General features: G+C 66.9%; 17 protein-coding genes and 1 pseudogene. 10 read left to right on the top strand and 8 right to left on the bottom strand.

From position 1 onward, the window contains the following. Positions 1-123 precede the first annotated feature (123 nt). From der to AC1DKQ_RS12315, 8 genes are all read right to left on the bottom strand, one after another. Positions 124-1,674 carry a ribosome biogenesis GTPase Der gene (der, locus tag AC1DKQ_RS12350; RefSeq protein ID WP_476919130.1) on the bottom strand — a complete coding sequence of 517 codons (1,551 nt, stop codon included), beginning with the start codon at positions 1,672-1,674 and terminating at the stop codon, positions 124-126. Continuing rightward, positions 1,671-2,351, bottom strand: coding sequence for a lysophospholipid acyltransferase family protein (locus AC1DKQ_RS12345; protein ID WP_476919178.1), 681 nt, complete (start codon positions 2,349-2,351; stop codon positions 1,671-1,673). Before AC1DKQ_RS12345 ends, der begins: the two co-directional genes overlap by 4 nt. Before the next feature lie 73 nt (positions 2,352-2,424). Continuing rightward, entirely contained in the window at positions 2,425-3,168 is a 744-nt protein-coding gene (cmk, locus tag AC1DKQ_RS12340) for a (d)CMP kinase (RefSeq protein WP_476884906.1), read from the bottom strand. Beyond that, entirely contained in the window at positions 3,168-4,292 is a 1,125-nt protein-coding gene (locus AC1DKQ_RS12335; RefSeq protein ID WP_476919129.1) for a prephenate dehydrogenase, read from the bottom strand. Before AC1DKQ_RS12335 ends, cmk begins: the two co-directional genes overlap by 1 nt. Positions 4,293-4,294: 2 nt before the next feature. Next, complete coding sequence (locus AC1DKQ_RS12330) at positions 4,295-5,536, bottom strand: pseudouridine synthase (RefSeq protein WP_476884908.1); 1,242 nt, start codon at positions 5,534-5,536, stop codon at positions 4,295-4,297. Positions 5,537-5,646: 110 nt separating this feature from the next. Then, on the bottom strand, positions 5,647-6,228 hold the full coding sequence (scpB, locus tag AC1DKQ_RS12325; RefSeq protein ID WP_476919177.1) for an SMC-Scp complex subunit ScpB: 582 nt from the start codon (positions 6,226-6,228) through the stop codon (positions 5,647-5,649). A gap of 89 nt (positions 6,229-6,317) precedes the next feature. After that, positions 6,318-7,262, bottom strand: a complete 945-nt coding sequence (locus AC1DKQ_RS12320) for a segregation and condensation protein A (protein WP_476919128.1) — start codon at positions 7,260-7,262, stop codon at positions 6,318-6,320. Between the two features lie 44 nt (positions 7,263-7,306). Continuing rightward, positions 7,307-8,206 (bottom strand): ParA family protein, encoded by a 900-nt coding sequence (locus AC1DKQ_RS12315; RefSeq protein ID WP_476868002.1) that lies wholly within the window; start codon positions 8,204-8,206, stop codon positions 7,307-7,309. A 380-nt stretch (positions 8,207-8,586) separates the two neighbouring features. Between AC1DKQ_RS12315 and AC1DKQ_RS12310 the strand changes: the two genes are divergently transcribed. From AC1DKQ_RS12310 to AC1DKQ_RS12265, 10 genes and pseudogenes are all read left to right on the top strand, one after another. Further along, positions 8,587-8,916, top strand: coding sequence for a hydrogenase maturation nickel metallochaperone HypA/HybF (locus tag AC1DKQ_RS12310; protein WP_476919127.1), 330 nt, complete (start codon positions 8,587-8,589; stop codon positions 8,914-8,916). A gap of 2 nt (positions 8,917-8,918) precedes the next feature. Next, positions 8,919-9,038, top strand: a pseudogene (locus AC1DKQ_RS12305) (hydrogenase nickel incorporation protein HypB); the annotation flags it as partial. A gap of 84 nt (positions 9,039-9,122) precedes the next feature. After that, complete coding sequence (hypB, locus tag AC1DKQ_RS12300; protein WP_476884949.1) at positions 9,123-9,806, top strand: hydrogenase nickel incorporation protein HypB; 684 nt, start codon at positions 9,123-9,125, stop codon at positions 9,804-9,806. 57 nt (positions 9,807-9,863) lie between these two features. Continuing rightward, positions 9,864-10,922, top strand: coding sequence for an NADH-quinone oxidoreductase subunit B family protein (locus AC1DKQ_RS12295; RefSeq protein WP_476884911.1), 1,059 nt, complete (start codon positions 9,864-9,866; stop codon positions 10,920-10,922). 25 nt (positions 10,923-10,947) lie between these two features. Continuing rightward, complete coding sequence (locus AC1DKQ_RS12290; RefSeq protein WP_476884912.1) at positions 10,948-12,741, top strand: nickel-dependent hydrogenase large subunit; 1,794 nt, start codon at positions 10,948-10,950, stop codon at positions 12,739-12,741. Positions 12,742-12,747: 6 nt separating this feature from the next. Beyond that, positions 12,748-13,722 carry a NifU family protein gene (locus tag AC1DKQ_RS12285; RefSeq protein WP_476919126.1) on the top strand — a complete coding sequence of 325 codons (975 nt, stop codon included), beginning with the start codon at positions 12,748-12,750 and terminating at the stop codon, positions 13,720-13,722. Continuing rightward, positions 13,719-14,450: a DUF5947 family protein gene (locus AC1DKQ_RS12280; RefSeq protein ID WP_476919125.1), complete on the top strand. Its 732-nt coding sequence runs from the start codon at positions 13,719-13,721 to the stop codon at positions 14,448-14,450. Before AC1DKQ_RS12285 ends, AC1DKQ_RS12280 begins: the two co-directional genes overlap by 4 nt. Next, on the top strand, positions 14,443-15,084 hold the full coding sequence (locus AC1DKQ_RS12275) for a DUF6084 family protein (RefSeq protein ID WP_476919124.1): 642 nt from the start codon (positions 14,443-14,445) through the stop codon (positions 15,082-15,084). Before AC1DKQ_RS12280 ends, AC1DKQ_RS12275 begins: the two co-directional genes overlap by 8 nt. Continuing rightward, positions 15,081-16,655 (top strand): hypothetical protein, encoded by a 1,575-nt coding sequence (locus AC1DKQ_RS12270; RefSeq protein ID WP_476919123.1) that lies wholly within the window; start codon positions 15,081-15,083, stop codon positions 16,653-16,655. The genes AC1DKQ_RS12275 and AC1DKQ_RS12270 overlap by 4 nt, the downstream gene beginning before the upstream one ends. Then, the gene (locus AC1DKQ_RS12265; RefSeq protein WP_377988209.1) at positions 16,652-16,771 is read left to right on the top strand and encodes a DUF6893 family small protein; all 120 of its coding nucleotides are present in this window, start codon (positions 16,652-16,654) and stop codon (positions 16,769-16,771) included. Before AC1DKQ_RS12270 ends, AC1DKQ_RS12265 begins: the two co-directional genes overlap by 4 nt. The last annotated feature ends 2 nt before the right edge of the window (positions 16,772-16,773 follow it).

Raw genomic sequence — 16,773 nt, 5'->3', positions numbered from 1 at the left:
GTCGTCCCGGATTTTCTCCAGGTTTTCTTCCAAGCAGTCCGGCCGAACCACCTCCAAAAGCTTACACGATCCCGGAGGGTGCCTGTGACAATTTCATCCTGCCACAGCCACGGTGTGTCGGAATTAACGTTTCTTGCCACGCTTTTCACGCACACGCATGTTGACCTCGATCGGCGTGCCCTCGAAACCGAAGGTCTCGCGCAGGCGCCGGGTGATGAAGCGGCGGTAGCCCGGATCCAGGAATCCGGTGGTGAACAGCACGAACTTCGGCGGCCGGCTCGAGGCCTGGGTGCCGAACAGGATGCGGGGCTGCTTGCCGCCGCGGACCGGGTGCGGGTGCGCCGCCACCAGCTCGCCCAGGAACGAGTTGAGGCGTCCGGTGGGGATGCGCTTGTCCCAGTTTTCCAGGGCGATGTCCAGGGCCGGGACCAGCCGGTCCTTGTGCCAGCCGGTCAAGGCCGAGATGTTCACGCGCGGGGCCCAGGCGACGTGCGCCAGGTCCTGCTCGATTTCGCGTTCCAGGTAGCGGCGGCGCTCGTCGTCCAGGAGGTCCCACTTGTTGAAGGCGAGCACCAGGGCGCGGCCGGATTCGACGGCGAGCTGCAGGATGCGGACATCCTGCTCGCTGAGGACTTCGTCCACGGCCAGGAGCACGACGGCGACCTCGGCCTTTTCGAGCGCGCTCTGCGTGCGCAGGGAGGCGTAGAAGTCCGCGCCCTGGGCCATGTGCTGGCGGCGCCGGATGCCGGCGGTGTCCACGAAACGCCACGTGCGTCCGCCGAGTTCGATGAATTCATCGACCGGGTCACGGGTGGTGCCGGCGGTGTTGTCCACCACCACACGCTCGGAACCGGCCAGCTTGTTCAGCAGCGAGGACTTGCCGACGTTCGGGCGGCCGATCAGGGCCACACGGCGGGGCCCGCCGGAGCGCTCCAGGCCTTCAATCAAGGAGTACTCCGGGAGAGTGTCCATGACGTGGTCCAGGAGGTCGGCCACGCCGCGGCCGTGCAGGGCCGACACGGGGTACGGCTCGCCGAAGCCCAGGCCCCAGAGGGTTGCCGAATCGGCTTCCTGCGCGAAGTCGTCCACCTTGTTGGCCACCATGATGACCGGCTTCTTCGACTTGCGCAGCATCTTCATGACGCCTTCGTCGGTCGCGGTTGCGCCCACGGCGGAGTCAACGACGAACAGGACGGCGTCCGCGAGTTCCACGGCCATCTCGGCCTGCTCCGCCACACGGGCGTGGATGCCGCGGGCATCGTGTTCCCAGCCGCCGGTGTCAACCACCGTGAAGTTGCGGCCGTTCCAGTTCGCCGAGTACATGACGCGGTCGCGGGTGACGCCGGGGGTGTCCTCGACCACTGCCTCGCGGCGGCCCAGGATCCTGTTGACCAGGGTGGACTTGCCCACGTTGGGTCGGCCGATGATGGCCAGGACCGGATCCAGTTTGACCGGACCGTCAAAGTCCTCGTCGTCGAACTGGCCGCTCAGCAGCGCGGCGTCGTCCTCGTCCAGCTCGTAGTCGTCCAGCCCGGCCCGAAGGGAGGCCGCGCGGAGCTCCGCCTCGTCATCGTCCAGGGCGGCAAGGTGTTCAGCCACCTGGTCGGTGCCGGTGGGCGTGTATTCGTCTTCGCCGGCGCCAAAATTGCCGGAGGTTTGAGTCGTATCGCTCATTGCACTTTCCTTAGGTGATGATCTGCCGGCGTCCCGGCTACTTCTTCGTGACGTTCATGCGGGGATTCCGCGTGGGGCAGGGACTGCCCGGTTCTTAGTACTGAGTCCTGGACATGGCGCGCTAACGCGGCCCGAATTTCGGTTCCCGCCCTGTCCATTGAAACACGGCCGGTCTCACCGGGCCTGCGGCTGACGTTGATGGCCCCGCCAAAGCTGACGTGCAGCCGCCGGCGGGGTGCGGGAACCGTGTCCAGGTGTTCGCCGCCGATTCTGGTGCCCAGGATGGCCACGGGGACTACGGTGGCGCCGGAGTTGAGCGCCAGCCAGGCGACGCCGTTGTTGATCGCGGCGGCCTCACCGCTCCCCCGGGTGCCTTCGGGCAAAATTCCGACGCACCGCCCGGCGGCGAGCAGGCTCCGGGCCGTGGCCAGCGCCGCACGGCCCGCGCGGCGGTCGACAGGCAGCTGGCCCGACGCCGCCAGGATGCGGCCGAGGAACCCGGCGAACATCTCCTGCTTGACCAGTATGTGCATGGGCCGGGGCGAGGCGCCGAACATGACGGGCCCGTCGAGGAAGCTGATGTGGTTGCCCGCGAAGATGACGGGGCCGGCCGCCGGGACGTTGGACCGTCCGGTGACCGAGGTGCGGTAGACGAGGTGGTCCAGGATCCAGCCCACAGGCCGGCTCCACGCCGTCGTCCAGTGGCCGGGCACGGAGGCGGGCACGCCCGCCGGCCGTCCGGTGCGCCCCTCAGTCACCGTGGATGGCCCGGCGTGGAACGGCGGTGTGGTTGACCACGGTCTCGACGATGTCGAGGGCGGCCTGGACCGTCTCGTCAAAGTCCAGCTCCGAGGAGTCCAGGGTGACGACGCCGTCGGCGGCCGTGGTGAAGTTCACAACGGTGGAGTCTTTGGCATCGCGGTGAGTGACCTGGGCTGCCAGTTGCTCGGCATTCTGGCTGCCGCCCAGCTGGATGCCGCGGCGGCGAAGCCGTGCTTCCTCGCTCGCGGTCAGCAGCATCCGCACCTCGGCATGGGGCGCGACGACGGTGGTGATGTCCCGGCCCTCGACCACCATGCGGCGGTGGTGCTTTTCGATCAGCTCGCGCTGCCGGCGGATCAGTTCTGTACGCGCGCCCAGGGTGGTGGCAACGGCACTGACCGCCGCGGAAATGGCGGGTTCACGGATGGCCAAAGTGACATCGTGCCCCCCGACGCGGACGTACTCTTCCTGCGGGGTCGTGCTGATGTCCAGGGGCAGCGCCTCGGCCGCTACTTCGACGGCCGAGGCGTCGTCCAGGTCCGTTCCGCTCTCCAGGCAGAACCACGTCAGGGCGCGGTACATTGCTCCGGTGTCGAGGTAGGCAAGTTTGAGCCGGCGGGCCACTTCCTTGCTGACGCTGGATTTGCCGGAACCGGAGGGGCCGTCGATGGCGACCACTAGGCTTTTTCCGGGCCGGAGCACGTCCACGGTCTCGATGAGTTCCTGGGTCATTACTGGAGTACCTGCCATCCGCGGTCGTTGAGGGCTTCGATCAAAAGGTCGTGTTTGTTGGGCAGGACGGAAATTTCCACCATGCCCACATTCTGTCCCGAGGAGTGGTCCAGGCGGAGGTCCTCTACGTTGACGCCGATCTCGCCGATCTCTGTCAGGAGCTTCGCGATCTGTCCGGGCGTGTCATCGACCAGGACCGTCAGCCATGCATAGGCCTGCGGGGGTCCACCGTGCTTGCCCGGGATCCGGGACTGGCCGGCGTTGCCTTCGCTGAACAGCTGGGCAAGGTCCAGCCGGGCCCCGGGAGCCGTGGGGGCCTCCAGGGTGCCGATGAGCCGGTTGAGGTCCTCGCGGACTCCGTGCAGGATCTCCACCACCTTGTCCGCGTTCGCGCCCAGGATCTGCACCCAGAGCGTGGGATCGCTTGCGGCGATCCGGGTAACGTCCCGCAGCCCGTTTCCCGCCAGGGACAGGGCGTGCAGGGGTGTGCCCTGCAGGCGGCTGGCCACGAGCGAGGACATCACCTGCGGCACGTGTGAGACGAGCGCGACGGCTTCGTCGTGTTCGTCAGCGGCGAATTCGGATACGACGGCGCCGAGGTCGCCGGCCAGCGCACGCGCCACCTCCAGGGACTCCGGCAGAGTCTCTTCCGCCGGGCACACAACCCATGGCATGGACGTGAACAGCTCGCCGCGGGCAGCGACGGGACCGGATTTCTCGCGCCCGGCCATGGGGTGAGTCCCCACGTAGCGGCCCAGGTCAGCGCCGCGGCTGCGGAGATCGGCCAGGATGGACGCCTTCACACTCGCGATGTCCACCACGACGGCGTGCGGGTAGTCCCGGAGCGCGTTGGCAACGACGTCCGCCGTGACATCCGGCGGCGCAGCCACAACGACGAGCTCCGGCTGATCGTAGTCAGGTTGTGTCGTGTTCAGGCGTGCCAATGGCAGGCCGGCGCCGATGTCTACGGCGACGGCCTGGTTGGTTGGCGAGGGATCAGAGAGGAACACAACGACACCGCGCCCCCGCAGCCCCAGCCCGATGCTGGTGCCCAGAAGCCCGGAGCCCAAGACGACCACCGGGCCGTTCAGGTGGCCGCGGCCGTGCGTGCGGAAGGCGGACACGCTTACAGCCCCACAGATGCCAGCAGGTGGCCGACTTCCTGCTTGCCGAGGTTGCGGATGCTGCCCTGGCGCTGGTCGCCCAGCCCGATGGGGCCGACCTTGACGCGCACCAGGCGCAGGACGGGGAAGCCGACGGCGTCGAACAGGCGCCGGACGATCCGGTTCTTGCCCGAGTGCAGCACGACCTCAATCAGCACGTGGCCCGGGGTCGAGTCGACGAGCTTGAAGGAATCCACCGAGGCGATACCGTCCTCGAGCTCGACGCCGGCCTTGAGCTCGGCGCCGATCCCCTGCGGGAACGGCCCGCGGACCTGCACGAGGTAGGTCTTAGGCACTTCATAGGACGGGTGCGTCAGGCGGTTGGCGAGCTCGCCGTCGTTGGTCAGGAGCAGCAGCCCTTCCGTGGCAACGTCGAGCCGGCCCACGTGGAACAGGCGTTCGCCATGGTGGTTGCGGACAAAGTCGCTGATGCACGGGCGGCCGTCCGGGTCCTCCATGGTGGAGACAACGCCCTTGGGCTTGTTGAAGACCATGTAAACCATGTTCTCGTCCAGCTGGATGCGCAGTCCGTCGACGTGGATTACTGCCGACTTCGGGTCAACGCGCACGCCGAGCTCGGTGACCACCTGGCCGTCGACCTCGACGCGGCCCTCGGCGATCATTTCCTCGCAGACACGCCGTGAGGCGACCCCGGCGGAGGCCATGACCTTCTGGAGGCGGGTGCCGTCGGCGTCGTGCAGCTCAGACTGCGGCACCTCGCGGCGCGGTCCGCGGTTGCGGGCCGGCTTGCGGACCGGTCCAAGGTTCTGGCCGAAGCGTTCGCTGCCGAACGCGCGGGGACCGGCGAACTTGGCGGCACCGGTGCGAGGCTTGGGCTTGAGGGCACCGGGGGTGCCGGGGGCCTTGCCGAAGCCGGGCTTGCGGGCGGCCGCCTTGCGGGCTGCTTCCTTGCCGGAGGGCGCCTTGGACTTCCAGTCAGCGGAAGCCGGGCGGGCAGCCGACGGCGCGCCGTCGGGACCCTGCAGGTCCGGATCGATGAAGGCCTCTTCGCGAGGCTTGGGGTGCTTGAAGGGGCGGTCTCCGCCGCCCTTGAATCCTGCTCCCCCAGTGCGGCTTCCGCCGCCCTGGGCGCCGCGGCCTGAGCCGCCCTGTGCGCCGCGGCCTGAGCCCTGCGCTGAATTTTGTCCGGCACTGTTACGTCCCGAACTGTTACGTGGTGAACCCTGGCGTCCCGCCTGTGTCATGACCCGTCCTTCGTTTGTTGGCCGACGGCCGCTGTCTCCCGACAACACCCGCCGACGGGGCAAAATGATTCTGCCCTGTTGGATACTCGTGCGCAGGCAGTAGTTCCTGCCTACATTCTTCCAGCGTCGTAAAACTCTTCGATGCCTTCAAGCCCCGGAAGGTGGGGTGAAAGCTGCGGCAATTCCGCCACCGACCCGATTCCCATTCGCTCCAGGAAATACGACGTCGTGCGGTACAGGATTGCTCCAGATTCGGGATCGGTTCCCGAGTCCTCGATCAGCCCCCGCTGCGTCAGCGTCCGCACGACAGAGTCAACGTTGACTCCTCGAATTGCAGACACCCGCGCCCTTGATACGGGCTGGCGGTAAGCGATGACGGCGAGCGTTTCGAGCGCCGCCTGCGTCAGCCTGGCTGTCTGTCCTTCCAGCACGAATTCGCCAACGATATCGGCGAATTCAGCGCGGGAATAGATCCGCCAGCCTCCGGCGATATTCCGCAATTCAAAACCCCGGGCGGTGGCGCTGAAGCCGTCATTTCTGCTGCTATGGCTGGCATCGTCCACATCCGGGGCATTAACAGTATAGCCGTTATACTCCCGTTGCAGTTCCTCGAGCAGACCCTCGACGACGTCCACCGTCAGGTCCAGTCCGGCGGCGAGGGCCGTGGCCGTGGCCGGTTCGTCGATCACCATCAGGACGGCTTCGAGGGCCGCTCGGGCCCCACCGGGCAGATTCGCGACGTCCGGCCGCGTGTCCGGCTCGGTGTCCGGCAATCGTTCGTTCACGGCTTGTCCTCGTATTCTTCACTCAGGTTTTCGCTGCTCCACCCGTGGGAATCAGCCGTCCAGTGCACGGTCAGGTCGCCCAGCGGGAGCAACTGGTCAAAGCCCACCACGCGGTCGCGGAACAGCTCCAGCAGGGCCAGGAACCGCGCCACCACCACCAGCGTGGATTCGGCGTCGGCGATCAGCGCCCGGAACGTCAGCGGTGTCCCCAGCCGCAGCCGGTTCCCGAGCAGCTCGGCCTGTTCCTTGACGCTCACGGGCGTACCGTGCAGGTGCGCGAGGCCGACTTCCGTAGGGGCCGCGTCCTTCGGTTTGAGGGCCGCCTCGGCCAGGGAAGCGAACTGCTCCGGGGTGTGCCGCCAAAGGAGTTCCGGAAGCAGGGCAGCGAAGTGTCCCTCCAGGGCAACCTGCCGGGGATACCGTCGGGCTTCCAGCTCAAGTGTCGAGCCGATCATGCCGGCCACGTGTTTGAAGGCCTTGTACTGCAACAAACGGGCGAACAGGAGATCCCGGGCCTCGAGCAGGGCGATGTCCTCATCGTCCTCCACCTCGCCTGCGGGCAGCAGCCGGGCAGCTTTGAGATCCAGGAGTGTGGCCGCAATCACCAGGAATTCGCTGGCTTCATCCAGGGCCCATTCCTCCCCCAGCTGCTGCAGGCCCCGGATGTACTTGATGAATTCGTCCGTGACCGTGGACAGCGCCACCTCGGTGATGTCCAGCTGATGCTTGGAGATCAGGCCGAGCAGGAGGTCGAACGGGCCGGTGAAGTTGGCCAGCCGCACTTCGAATCCGGGCTTCTTCCCGGACGGCGCCGGGAAATCAGGTGCTGGGAGGTCAGGTGCTGCGATGACGCCCGGCTCTGACGGGACGGCCGGGCCGATGGACTGCGTGGAATTCGCGCGTGTGTCGAGCTCAACCGGTACGTCAGGACTCGCTGGCATGTCGAGATCCGCTGGCGGAGAGGAGACGCCTGCCACGATCCTGGCTAGGGCGCGCCGCCGCGCGAGATCAGCTCTTTGGCCAGGCGGCGGTAGGCGTCGGCACCGACGTGGTTGCCCGCGTAGGTGGTGATGGGCTCGGCGGCAACCGTGGCGTCGGCAAACTTGATGGAGCGCTTGATGACGGTTTCGAAGACCTTGTCACCGAAGGCCTCCACCAGGCGGGCGATCACTTCGCGCCCGTGCAGGGTCCGGGCGTCATACATCGTGGCGAGCACGCCGTCGACCTGCAGGCGCGGGTTGAGGCGGTCCTGAACCTTGTCGATGGTTTCAACGAGCAGCGCCACGGCGCGCAGGGCGAAGAATTCACAGATCAGCGGGATGATGACGCCGTGGGCGGCTGTCAGCGCGTTGACGGTGAGGAGCCCGAGTGAGGGCTGGCAGTCGATCAGGACGACGTCGTAGTCGTCCTCGACCTTTTTCAGTGCCCGATCCAGGACCTGCTCGCGGGCCACTTCGTTGACCAGCTGCACCTCGGCGGCGGAGAGGTCGATGTTGGCCGGGAGCAGATCCACGTTTTCCACGCCGGTCTTCTGGATGGCGTCGCGGATGTCCACTTTGCGGTCCATCAGCACGTTATACACGGTGAGATCGAGCTCATGCGGGTTCGTGCCCAGGCCGGCGGACAGGGCGCCCTGCGGATCGAAATCGACCAGCAGCACGCGGCGGCCGTATTCGGCCAGGGCAGCGGCAAGGTTAATCGTGGACGTGGTCTTGCCCACCCCGCCCTTCTGGTTCACCATGGCGATGACCCGGGCAGGGCCGTGGGAAGACAGCGGTGCGGGCTCCGGAAAGTCGCGCTGGGGCCGCCCGGTGGGGCCCATGACGGCGTCTTCCAGGTCGAGTTCGATGCCTTCCAGAGTTGCTGAACCCTGCTCGCTGCTCACGTATCTATCCACACTTTCGATGACGGTGATTGTCGTGCTTCATATTGCCGCCTCCGGGCTCTCAGAGCCCAGCGCGTTCCTCCCAAGGTTACAGCGCCCGACACGGTATTCGCCGGACCTTGACACCGGGGCGGCCGCTGTGCCTTGACGTTCTGGTTGAGGTCGAAGGTTGCACTCCCGGCCGGGCACGGCGGCCGGAGCACGCTGGCAGCTGTGCCGGAACCGGCTAAAGGGAGGCGGCAGGCGCGGCCGGCGGGCTCGGCGACCGGCGGCCGCGACCCTTTCGCGACCCTATTGCGGGGGTATGGCGGGGCTATGGCGGGCGTATTGAAGTTTGTACCCTGCGGGCCTACATTGAAACGACGAGGTGGCAACGGCTCATGCATGAACTTGCGATTACCGAAGGTCTTGTGGAGGCGGTCCTGAACCGGACCGGCGACCGCCCCGTCACGGGCGTTAACCTGCGGATTGGCCCCTTGAGCGGCGTCCTGCCGGATGCCGTGCGCTTTTGCTTCGAAGTCGTTTCAGCTGACACGCCGCTGGCCGGGGCAGTCCTCACGATCGATGAGTCCGAGGGCCGGGCCAGGTGCCGAAGCTGCCTCGACGAATTCGTCCTTAAGGACATGTTTCTGCTCTGTCCTTGCGGCAGTGCCGATGTCGAAATCGTCAGTGGCCGGGAACTCGTGGTCACCTCGGTGGAGGTTGCGTAGACATGTGTGCCACGTGCGGATGCGGCGACGACGCCGGGACCAGGGTTTCCGATGTCGAGGGAACGTTACACCCCCTTGCAGCCCCGCACGAGCATCCGCACCCCCACGATCACGATCACGAACACCCGCACGATCACGACCACGACCATCCGCACGATCACGACCATGTTCACAGCCACGCGCCGGACGGACGGACCGTCATTTCGTTGGAAGAGAATCTTCTCGCCAAGAATGACCTCCTCGCCGCACGCAACCGTGGATGGCTGGAAGGACGCGGCATTCGGGCCCTTAACGTCATGAGTTCCCCCGGGGCCGGCAAGACCACGCTGCTGGTGCGGACTATTCAGGAACTGGCCGGGGAACTGGACATCGGTGTCATCGAAGGGGACCAGGAGACGTCGTTGGATGCCGACCGGATACGGTCCACGGGGCGCCCAGTGATCCAAATCAACACCGGAGCAGGCTGCCACCTCGATGCCGGGATGCTGCAGCGTGCTCTGGACGCGCTGGACCCCGTGCCCGGCTCGGCACTCTTCATCGAAAACGTGGGCAACCTGGTGTGCCCGGCATTGTTCGACCTCGGCGAATCGGCCAGGGTCGTCGTGATCTCAGTTACGGAGGGCGATGACAAACCGCAGAAATACCCCCACATGTTCCTTGCTGCCGACCTGGTGATCATCAACAAGGCAGACCTGCTCCCCTATGTGGAGTTCGACGTCGAACGCTGCGTGCGCCAGGCGCGCCAGCTGAATCCCGGCGTCGACGTCCTGACCCTGTCAGCTACCACCGGCGACGGCATGGATGGCTGGCTGGAGTGGATCCGGAAGAATCCCCATCTGGCGGCGGCTGCCGCCGGGGGCGCGCCGCGCTCCGGTGGATTACGCGTTTGACCTGCTGACGCAACATTCGAGCCGCAGCCGCAGGGCGGGGCTCCGAAGGAGGCAACGATGCCTACAGCTACTGCATTGAAAGCGGAAGAAACTTTGATCCACGTGCTGTGGATTAACGCCGGACTCAGCTGCGACGGTGACTCCGTGGCCCTGACGGCGGCAACCCAGCCAAGTGTCGAGGAGATAGCCCTCGGGGCACTTCCCGGACTTCCCAAGATCGCCATGCACTGGCCGCTGATCGACTTCGAATGCGGCCCGCAGCAGGGGGCCGACGACTTCCTCGAGTGGTTCCGCAAGGCGGACCGCGGCGAGCTGGAACCTTTCGTGCTGGTGGTTGAGGGGTCCATCCCGAATGAGAACCTGCACGCCCCGGGCGGCTACTGGGCGGCCTTCGGCAACAACCTCGACACCGGACAGCCGATCACCACCAGCGAGTGGCTGGACCGGCTGGCCCCCAAGGCGACGGCCATCATCGCGGCGGGAACCTGCGCGACCTACGGCGGCATCCATGCCATGGCCGGGAACCCCACCGGGGCCATGGGCGTGCCCGACTATCTCGGCTATGACTGGAAGTCCAAGGCCGGGATCCCGATCGTGTGCGTCCCGGGCTGCCCCATCCAGCCCGACAACCTGTCCGAAACCATGACGTATCTGCTGTACCAGGCCACCGGGCAGGCACCCATGATTCCCCTTGACGAGGCGCTCCGGCCAACATGGCTGTTCGGCCAGACGGTGCACGAGGGATGTGACCGCGCGGGATATTACGAACAGGGCGACTTCGCCACCGAATACGGGTCCCCGAAATGCATCGTCAAGCTCGGCTGCTGGGGACCTGTGGTCAAGTGCAACGTGCCCAAGCGTGGCTGGATGAACGGAATCGGCGGGTGCCCGAACGTGGGCGGTATCTGCATCGGCTGCACCATGCCGGGATTCCCGGACAAGTTCATGCCGTTCATGGACGAACCTCCTGGCGGCAAGCTGTCTACCGCGTCGGTCATGCCCTACGGCAAGACCATCAGGACGCTGCGGAACATCACGAAGCACACGCTGGACCAGGAACCACGCTGGCGCAAACCCGGTAATGATCTGCTGACCGGCGCCAAGCGGACCTGGTAGGGACGCTAGGCAGAGAGGCAATGCAATGACTTCGACGATTCCGATGCCCCCGGCGGACGGTTCCGCGGGCGAGAACCTGGTGGAGATGGCCTGGGACCCGATCACAAGGATCGTCGGGAGCCTCGGCATCTATACCAAGGTCGACTTCAAGAACAATCAAGTGGTGGAATGCCACAGCACGTCATCGATCTTCCGCGGCTATTCCATCTTCATGCGCGGCAAGGACCCCCGGGACGCCCACTTCATCACGAGCCGGATCTGCGGAATCTGCGGCGACAACCACGCCACCTGCTCCTGTTACGCGCAGAACATGGCCTACGGGGTGAAGCCGCCGCATCTCGGCGAATGGATCGTAAACCTGGGCGAGGCCGCCGAGTACATGTTCGACCACAACATCTTCCAGGAGAACCTGGTCGGCGTTGACTACTGCGAGAAGATGGTCTCCGAAACCAACCCGTCGGTGCTCGCCAAAGCCGAGAACACGCCGGCCCCGCACGCAGGCGACCACGGCTACCGCACCATCGCGGACATCATGCGCTCGTTGAACCCCTTCACCGGGGAGTTCTACCGCGAAGCGCTGCAGGTCAGCCGGATGACCCGGGAAATGTTCTGCCTGATGGAGGGCCGGCATGTCCATCCCTCCACGCTTTACCCCGGCGGCGTGGGCACCGTTGCGACCATCCAGCTGATGACGGACTACCTCACGCGACTCATGCGCTACGTGGAGTTCATGAAGAAGGTGGTGCCGATGCACGATGACCTCTTCGATTTCTTCTACGAGGCCCTGCCCGGGTACGAGCAGGTGGGGCTGCGGCGCACGCTGCTGGGTTGCTGGGGCTCCTTCCAGGATCCGGAGTTCTGCAATTTCGCCTACAAGGACATGACGGAGTGGGGCCGGAAGATGTTCGTCACCCCCGGCGTCGTGGTGGACGGAAAACTCGTGACCACGGACCTGGTCCGGATCAACCTGGGAATCCGGATCATGCTGGGCTCGTCGTACTACGAGGACTGGGGCGACCAGGAAATGTTCGTCACCCGCGATCCACTGGGCAATCCGGTGGACCGCCGGCACCCCTGGAACCAGCACACCAACCCGCGGCCGCAGAAACGCGACCTGGAGGACAAGTACAGCTGGGTCATGTCACCGCGGTGGTCTGACGGCCAAAGCAACCTGGCGCTCGATACCGGCGGTGGCCCGCTGGCCCGGCTCTGGTCGACCGCCCTCGCGGGACTGGTCGACACCGGCTACCTGAAGTCAACGGGCAGCAGCGTCCAGATCGAGCTGCCCAAGACTGCGCTGAAGGGCCCGGTGACCCTGGAATGGAAGATCCCACAGTGGAGCAACACACTGGAGCGCAACCGTGCGCGGACCTACTTCCAGGCCTACGCAGCCGCCGCGGCACTGCACTTCGCCGAAAAGGCCCTCGAGGAGATCCGGGCGGGCCGCACCAAGACCTGGGAGTCCTTTGAGGTGCCGGATGAAGCCATCAGCTGCGGCTTCACGGAAGCCGTCCGCGGCGTGCTCTCACACCACATGGTGATCCGCGACGGCAAGATCGCCAACTACCATCCCTACCCGCCGACGCCGTGGAACGCCAGCCCGCGCGATTCCGAGGGAACGCCGGGTCCCTATGAGGACGCGGTACAGGGCCAGCCCATCTTCGAGGAGAACGACCGCGATCATTTCAAGGGCATCGACATCATGCGCACCGTCCGCAGCTTCGACCCCTGCCTGCCGTGCGGCGTCCACATGTATCTAGGGGATGGGCAGACGCTGGACCTGCTGCACTCCCCGACGCAGTCGCTGACCGGTGAGTAGTCAGCCATGGACCGGGAGAATCTGTTGGGCTCGGCAGGTGAACGGATCAGTTCCCTCCTCGATGCGCTGGGTTCCGGCGGTCCTGTGGCCCGGGACCGGGCAGAGGAACTGGTCCGGCAGGTAACGGAGCTGTACGGTGCCGGGCTGGAACGGATCCTGCAAGTGCTGGATTCGCAGGGTGTGCTCGGCCCCGGAACGGTCTCCGCCCTCACGTCCGACCCGTTGGTGTCAGGCCTACTGCTGATCCACGGGCTGCACCCCGTGGACCTGCCCGGGAGAGTCGCGGGAGCCCTCGACTCTGTCCGGCCCTACCTCGGCTCGCACGGCGGGGATGTGGAACTGCTCGGCATCAGCGAAGAAGGCGTGGTCCGGCTGAGGCTCCTGGGCAGCTGCCAAGGCTGTCCGTCGTCGTCGGTCACCCTCAAACTCGCCGTCGAGGACGCCATTGAAACGGCCGCGCCCGAGGTGACCGGCATCGAGGTGGAGGAGGCGGCCCCCGCCGCCGTTCCTGCCCTGATCCCGGTCCGCGCCCTGCGCTCGCGGCTGGACGGGTTGGGCGGCCCGCCGGGCGCCGGCGCACCCGGCGACGCGCCGGAGTGGGCGGCCCACGGAGCCGCCACGCCGGCCTCCGGCACATGGCAGGCGGTCCCCGCCCTCGCCGAGCTGGAGTCCGGAGGCGTCGCAGGGTTCCTGGTGGCCGGCGTCGAGGTGCTCACGTGCCGGATCGGCCCGGACGTTTACGCGTTCGTGGACCGGTGCCCCCGTTGCACCCACTCCATGCCGGGCGCCTCGCTGCAGCGGGCGCTGGCTGCCCCGGTAGGCGGCGGGCTGCTGCGCTGCCCGCACTGCCGCAGCCACTTCGACGTCCGGAAGGCCGGGGCCTGCCTCGAGGACACGGCGCTTCATCTTGATCCCCTTCCACTGCTGCTCCGCGACGGTGTTCCCTCCGTGGCCGTCCCCACCACGGCGGAGCCGCTGTGACCAGCGGCACAGACCCCGGCAGTGCCGGAGTCAGCGGCGCCGGGATCAACAGGGCCGGGATCAACAGCGCGTCGGCGCTCGCCGTGCTGCGCAGGATAGCCTCCACCCGCCCGGCCCAGCCCGCCGGCGAGCGCTGCGAGATGTGTGCTGAGCCCATTGCGGAGGCCCACCAGCACGTGGTGGATATGGAGAGCCGCTCGCTGCTGTGCACGTGCAGGCCCTGCTATCTCCTGTTCACGGACTCGTCGGCCCAACTGCGCTACCGTTCCGTCCCCGACCGCTACCTTTCCTTCGAGCCCTTCGAACTCGGCCCTGCCCAATGGGACGAGCTGGAAATCCCGGTGGGCCTGGCCTTCTTCTTCTTCAACTCCGCTCTAGGCCGTACCGCTGCTTTCTATCCGAGCCCGGCGGGCGCCACGGAGTCTGAACTTCCCCTGAACGCCTGGGCATCGGTCCAGGCCGCCAACCCGGCCATCACCGTGCTCGCCCCGGACACGGAGGCCCTGCTGATCCGCTCCCCCGGCCCCGACCGGGAGCGGGCGGACTGCCATCTGGTCCCCATCGATGCATGCTACGAGCTGGTGGGCCGCCTGCGGCGGGTGTGGAAGGGTTTCGACGGCGGCCAGGACTCCCGCCAGGAGCTCGCCGGTTTCTTCGACCGGATCAGCAGCCGCAGCAGGCCCGCCCCCGCTCCGGCCGCAGCAGACCCGGAGGCACGCCATGGTTGACCTCGAATTCAGCGTGCTGGATATCGCCCCGGAGCTCTATGCGGCCGCACCCCAGCTGATCGCTCGCCTGCGGATCCAGGAGCGAAGCGGTGCCGCCATCCATGCCATGGCCCTGCGTTGCCAGGTGCGGATCCTGGCCCAGCGCCGCGGTTACGACGCCGACGAGGAAGCCGGGCTGCTGGAACTCTTCGGCAACCGCGGACGGTGGCCCGCCACGCTCAAGCCGTTCATGTGGATGCACAGCGGCGTCCTGGTCCAGGGATTTGCGGACAGCGTTGACGTGGAACTGCCGCTCCCCTGCACCTTCGACTTCGAGGTCTCCGCGGCGAAGTACCTGAACTCCCTGCGGGACGGGACCATTCCGCTGGAATTCCTCTTCTCCGGGACAGTCTTCACCCGCGGCGCGGCGGGCTTCGGCGTCGAGCAGATCCCCTGGGACCGGGAAGCCCGGTACGCCCTGCCCGTGGCGGCCTGGCGCGCGCTGATGGACGCGTTCTTCCCGAACCAGGGATGGATCCGGCTGGACCGCGACGTCCTGGCTGCCCTGGCCAAATACAAGGCCGTCCACGGCCTGACGTCCTGGGAGGCCGCCATCGAGGGTCTGCTGGCCGGGGCGGGTGACCCGGTACCGTGAACGCCGGCCTCAGCCTGGCACGCGCCGTCGCCGACGCTGTCCTCTATGAGGGGTACCTCCTGTACCCGTACCGCGCCTCGTCTGCCAAGAACCAGGCGCGCTGGCAGTTCGGGGTGCTTGGGCCGCCGGGCGCTGCAGCCGCGGGCACCGGTGAAGAGCCGGACATGGCTGCGGACTGCCTCCTCGAGCCGGGACCCGCAGCCCGGGTGGACGTCCATCTTCGCTTCCTGCACCTACAGACTCGGTCCGCCGAGCGCGCGGATGACAGCGGCTTCACGCCTGTCGAAGAACTGACTGTCGGTGCGTCCCGGTGGCTCAGCTGGGACGAGGCAACGGATCAGGAGATCACGCTCGGGCCGTACAGCCTGGGCCAGCTTGCCGCGGGCGTGCGCGCGCCGCTCAACGTCCCGGCGTCCGAGGCCATCGAGCCGGTGCTGGATGCCGACGGCGCCACGGCCGGCCGGCTGGTGCGCCGGCGTCGGCACCTCAGCGGCGAGCTGCGCCTGATGGCGATGCAAGTGCCGACTCAGATGCCGGAGCAGGTGCCGGCCGCTGCCGGCAGCACGGCCGTGCCGGCGCATGGCCCGCTCTGGCGTCTCAGGGTCACGGTCGAGAACACGGCGGCGGCCACCGCCGACAAACGTTCCGCCATCGAGCTCTCGTTCATCGGTGCCCATGTCCTGCTCGCCGTCCACGATGCCGACTTCCTCTCGGTGATCGATCCGCCGGAGTGGGCGTCGTCCGCGGCGGCTGCCTGTCGCCAGCGCCGCTGCTGGCCCGTGCTCGCCGGCCCCGAGGGGCAGCGCGACGTCCTGCTCCTGTCCCCGATCATCCTTTATGACCATCCCGCGGTGGCGCCGGAGAGCACCGTGGAGCTGTTCGACGCGACGGAGATCGATGAAATCCTGACCCTGCGGGTGCTCACGCTGACCGATGAGGAAAAGGCGGAGGCCCGGTCAACCGATGCCCGGGCGGCGGCGATCATCGAACGCTGCGAAAACATGACAGCCGAGGAGCTACAGCAGTTGCACGGCATCCTGCGGAACCCGCACACCGGTTCGCCGGGCGGACCCGGGACCTCCGGGTACACAGACTTCCCCGGCTTTGCGGTCCCGGACTATTCAGATACGGAATTTTCCGGCCCCGAATTCTCCGTTCCCGAATTCTCCGTTCCGGGCGACGGTGCTGTTAACGAGACCACCGACGAGACCCGCTATGAGATTACCGGCGCCGATACGCCCTGGTGGGATCCGGCCCGGGACGCCGCCGTCGATCCGGAATCGGACACCGTCTTCATCGACGGCGTCCCGGTCTCTCGCGGCAGCCGGGTGAGGGTTGTTCCGCTGCGCCGCGCCGATGCCCAGGACCTCTTCTTCGCCGGGAAATCGGGGCGCGTCACAGGAGTCCACTTCGACGTCGACGGCGGAACGCACGTCGCGGTGGTCCTCGAGGCCGACCCGGCGGCCGAACTGCAGGAATGGTACGGCCGATACCTGTATTTCGCCCCCGAGGAGCTCGTGCCGCTCACCGCGGCGCCGCCCCCGGATAACGGAAAGGAACCATCATCATGAAAGGTCTGGGCATCATGACCGTCGTGCTCCTGCTGGCCGCGGGCCTGGCAGCAGCCGTCGTCGGACTGCGTTCGATTCCTGACATCAAGCGCTACGTGCGAATTTCCAGGATGTGAGG

It is taken from the genome of Arthrobacter sp. 05L421, assembly GCF_056397785.1.
Note: the sequence above shows the minus strand (reverse complement) of the source record. Positions and strands in the feature narration are given on the sequence as shown.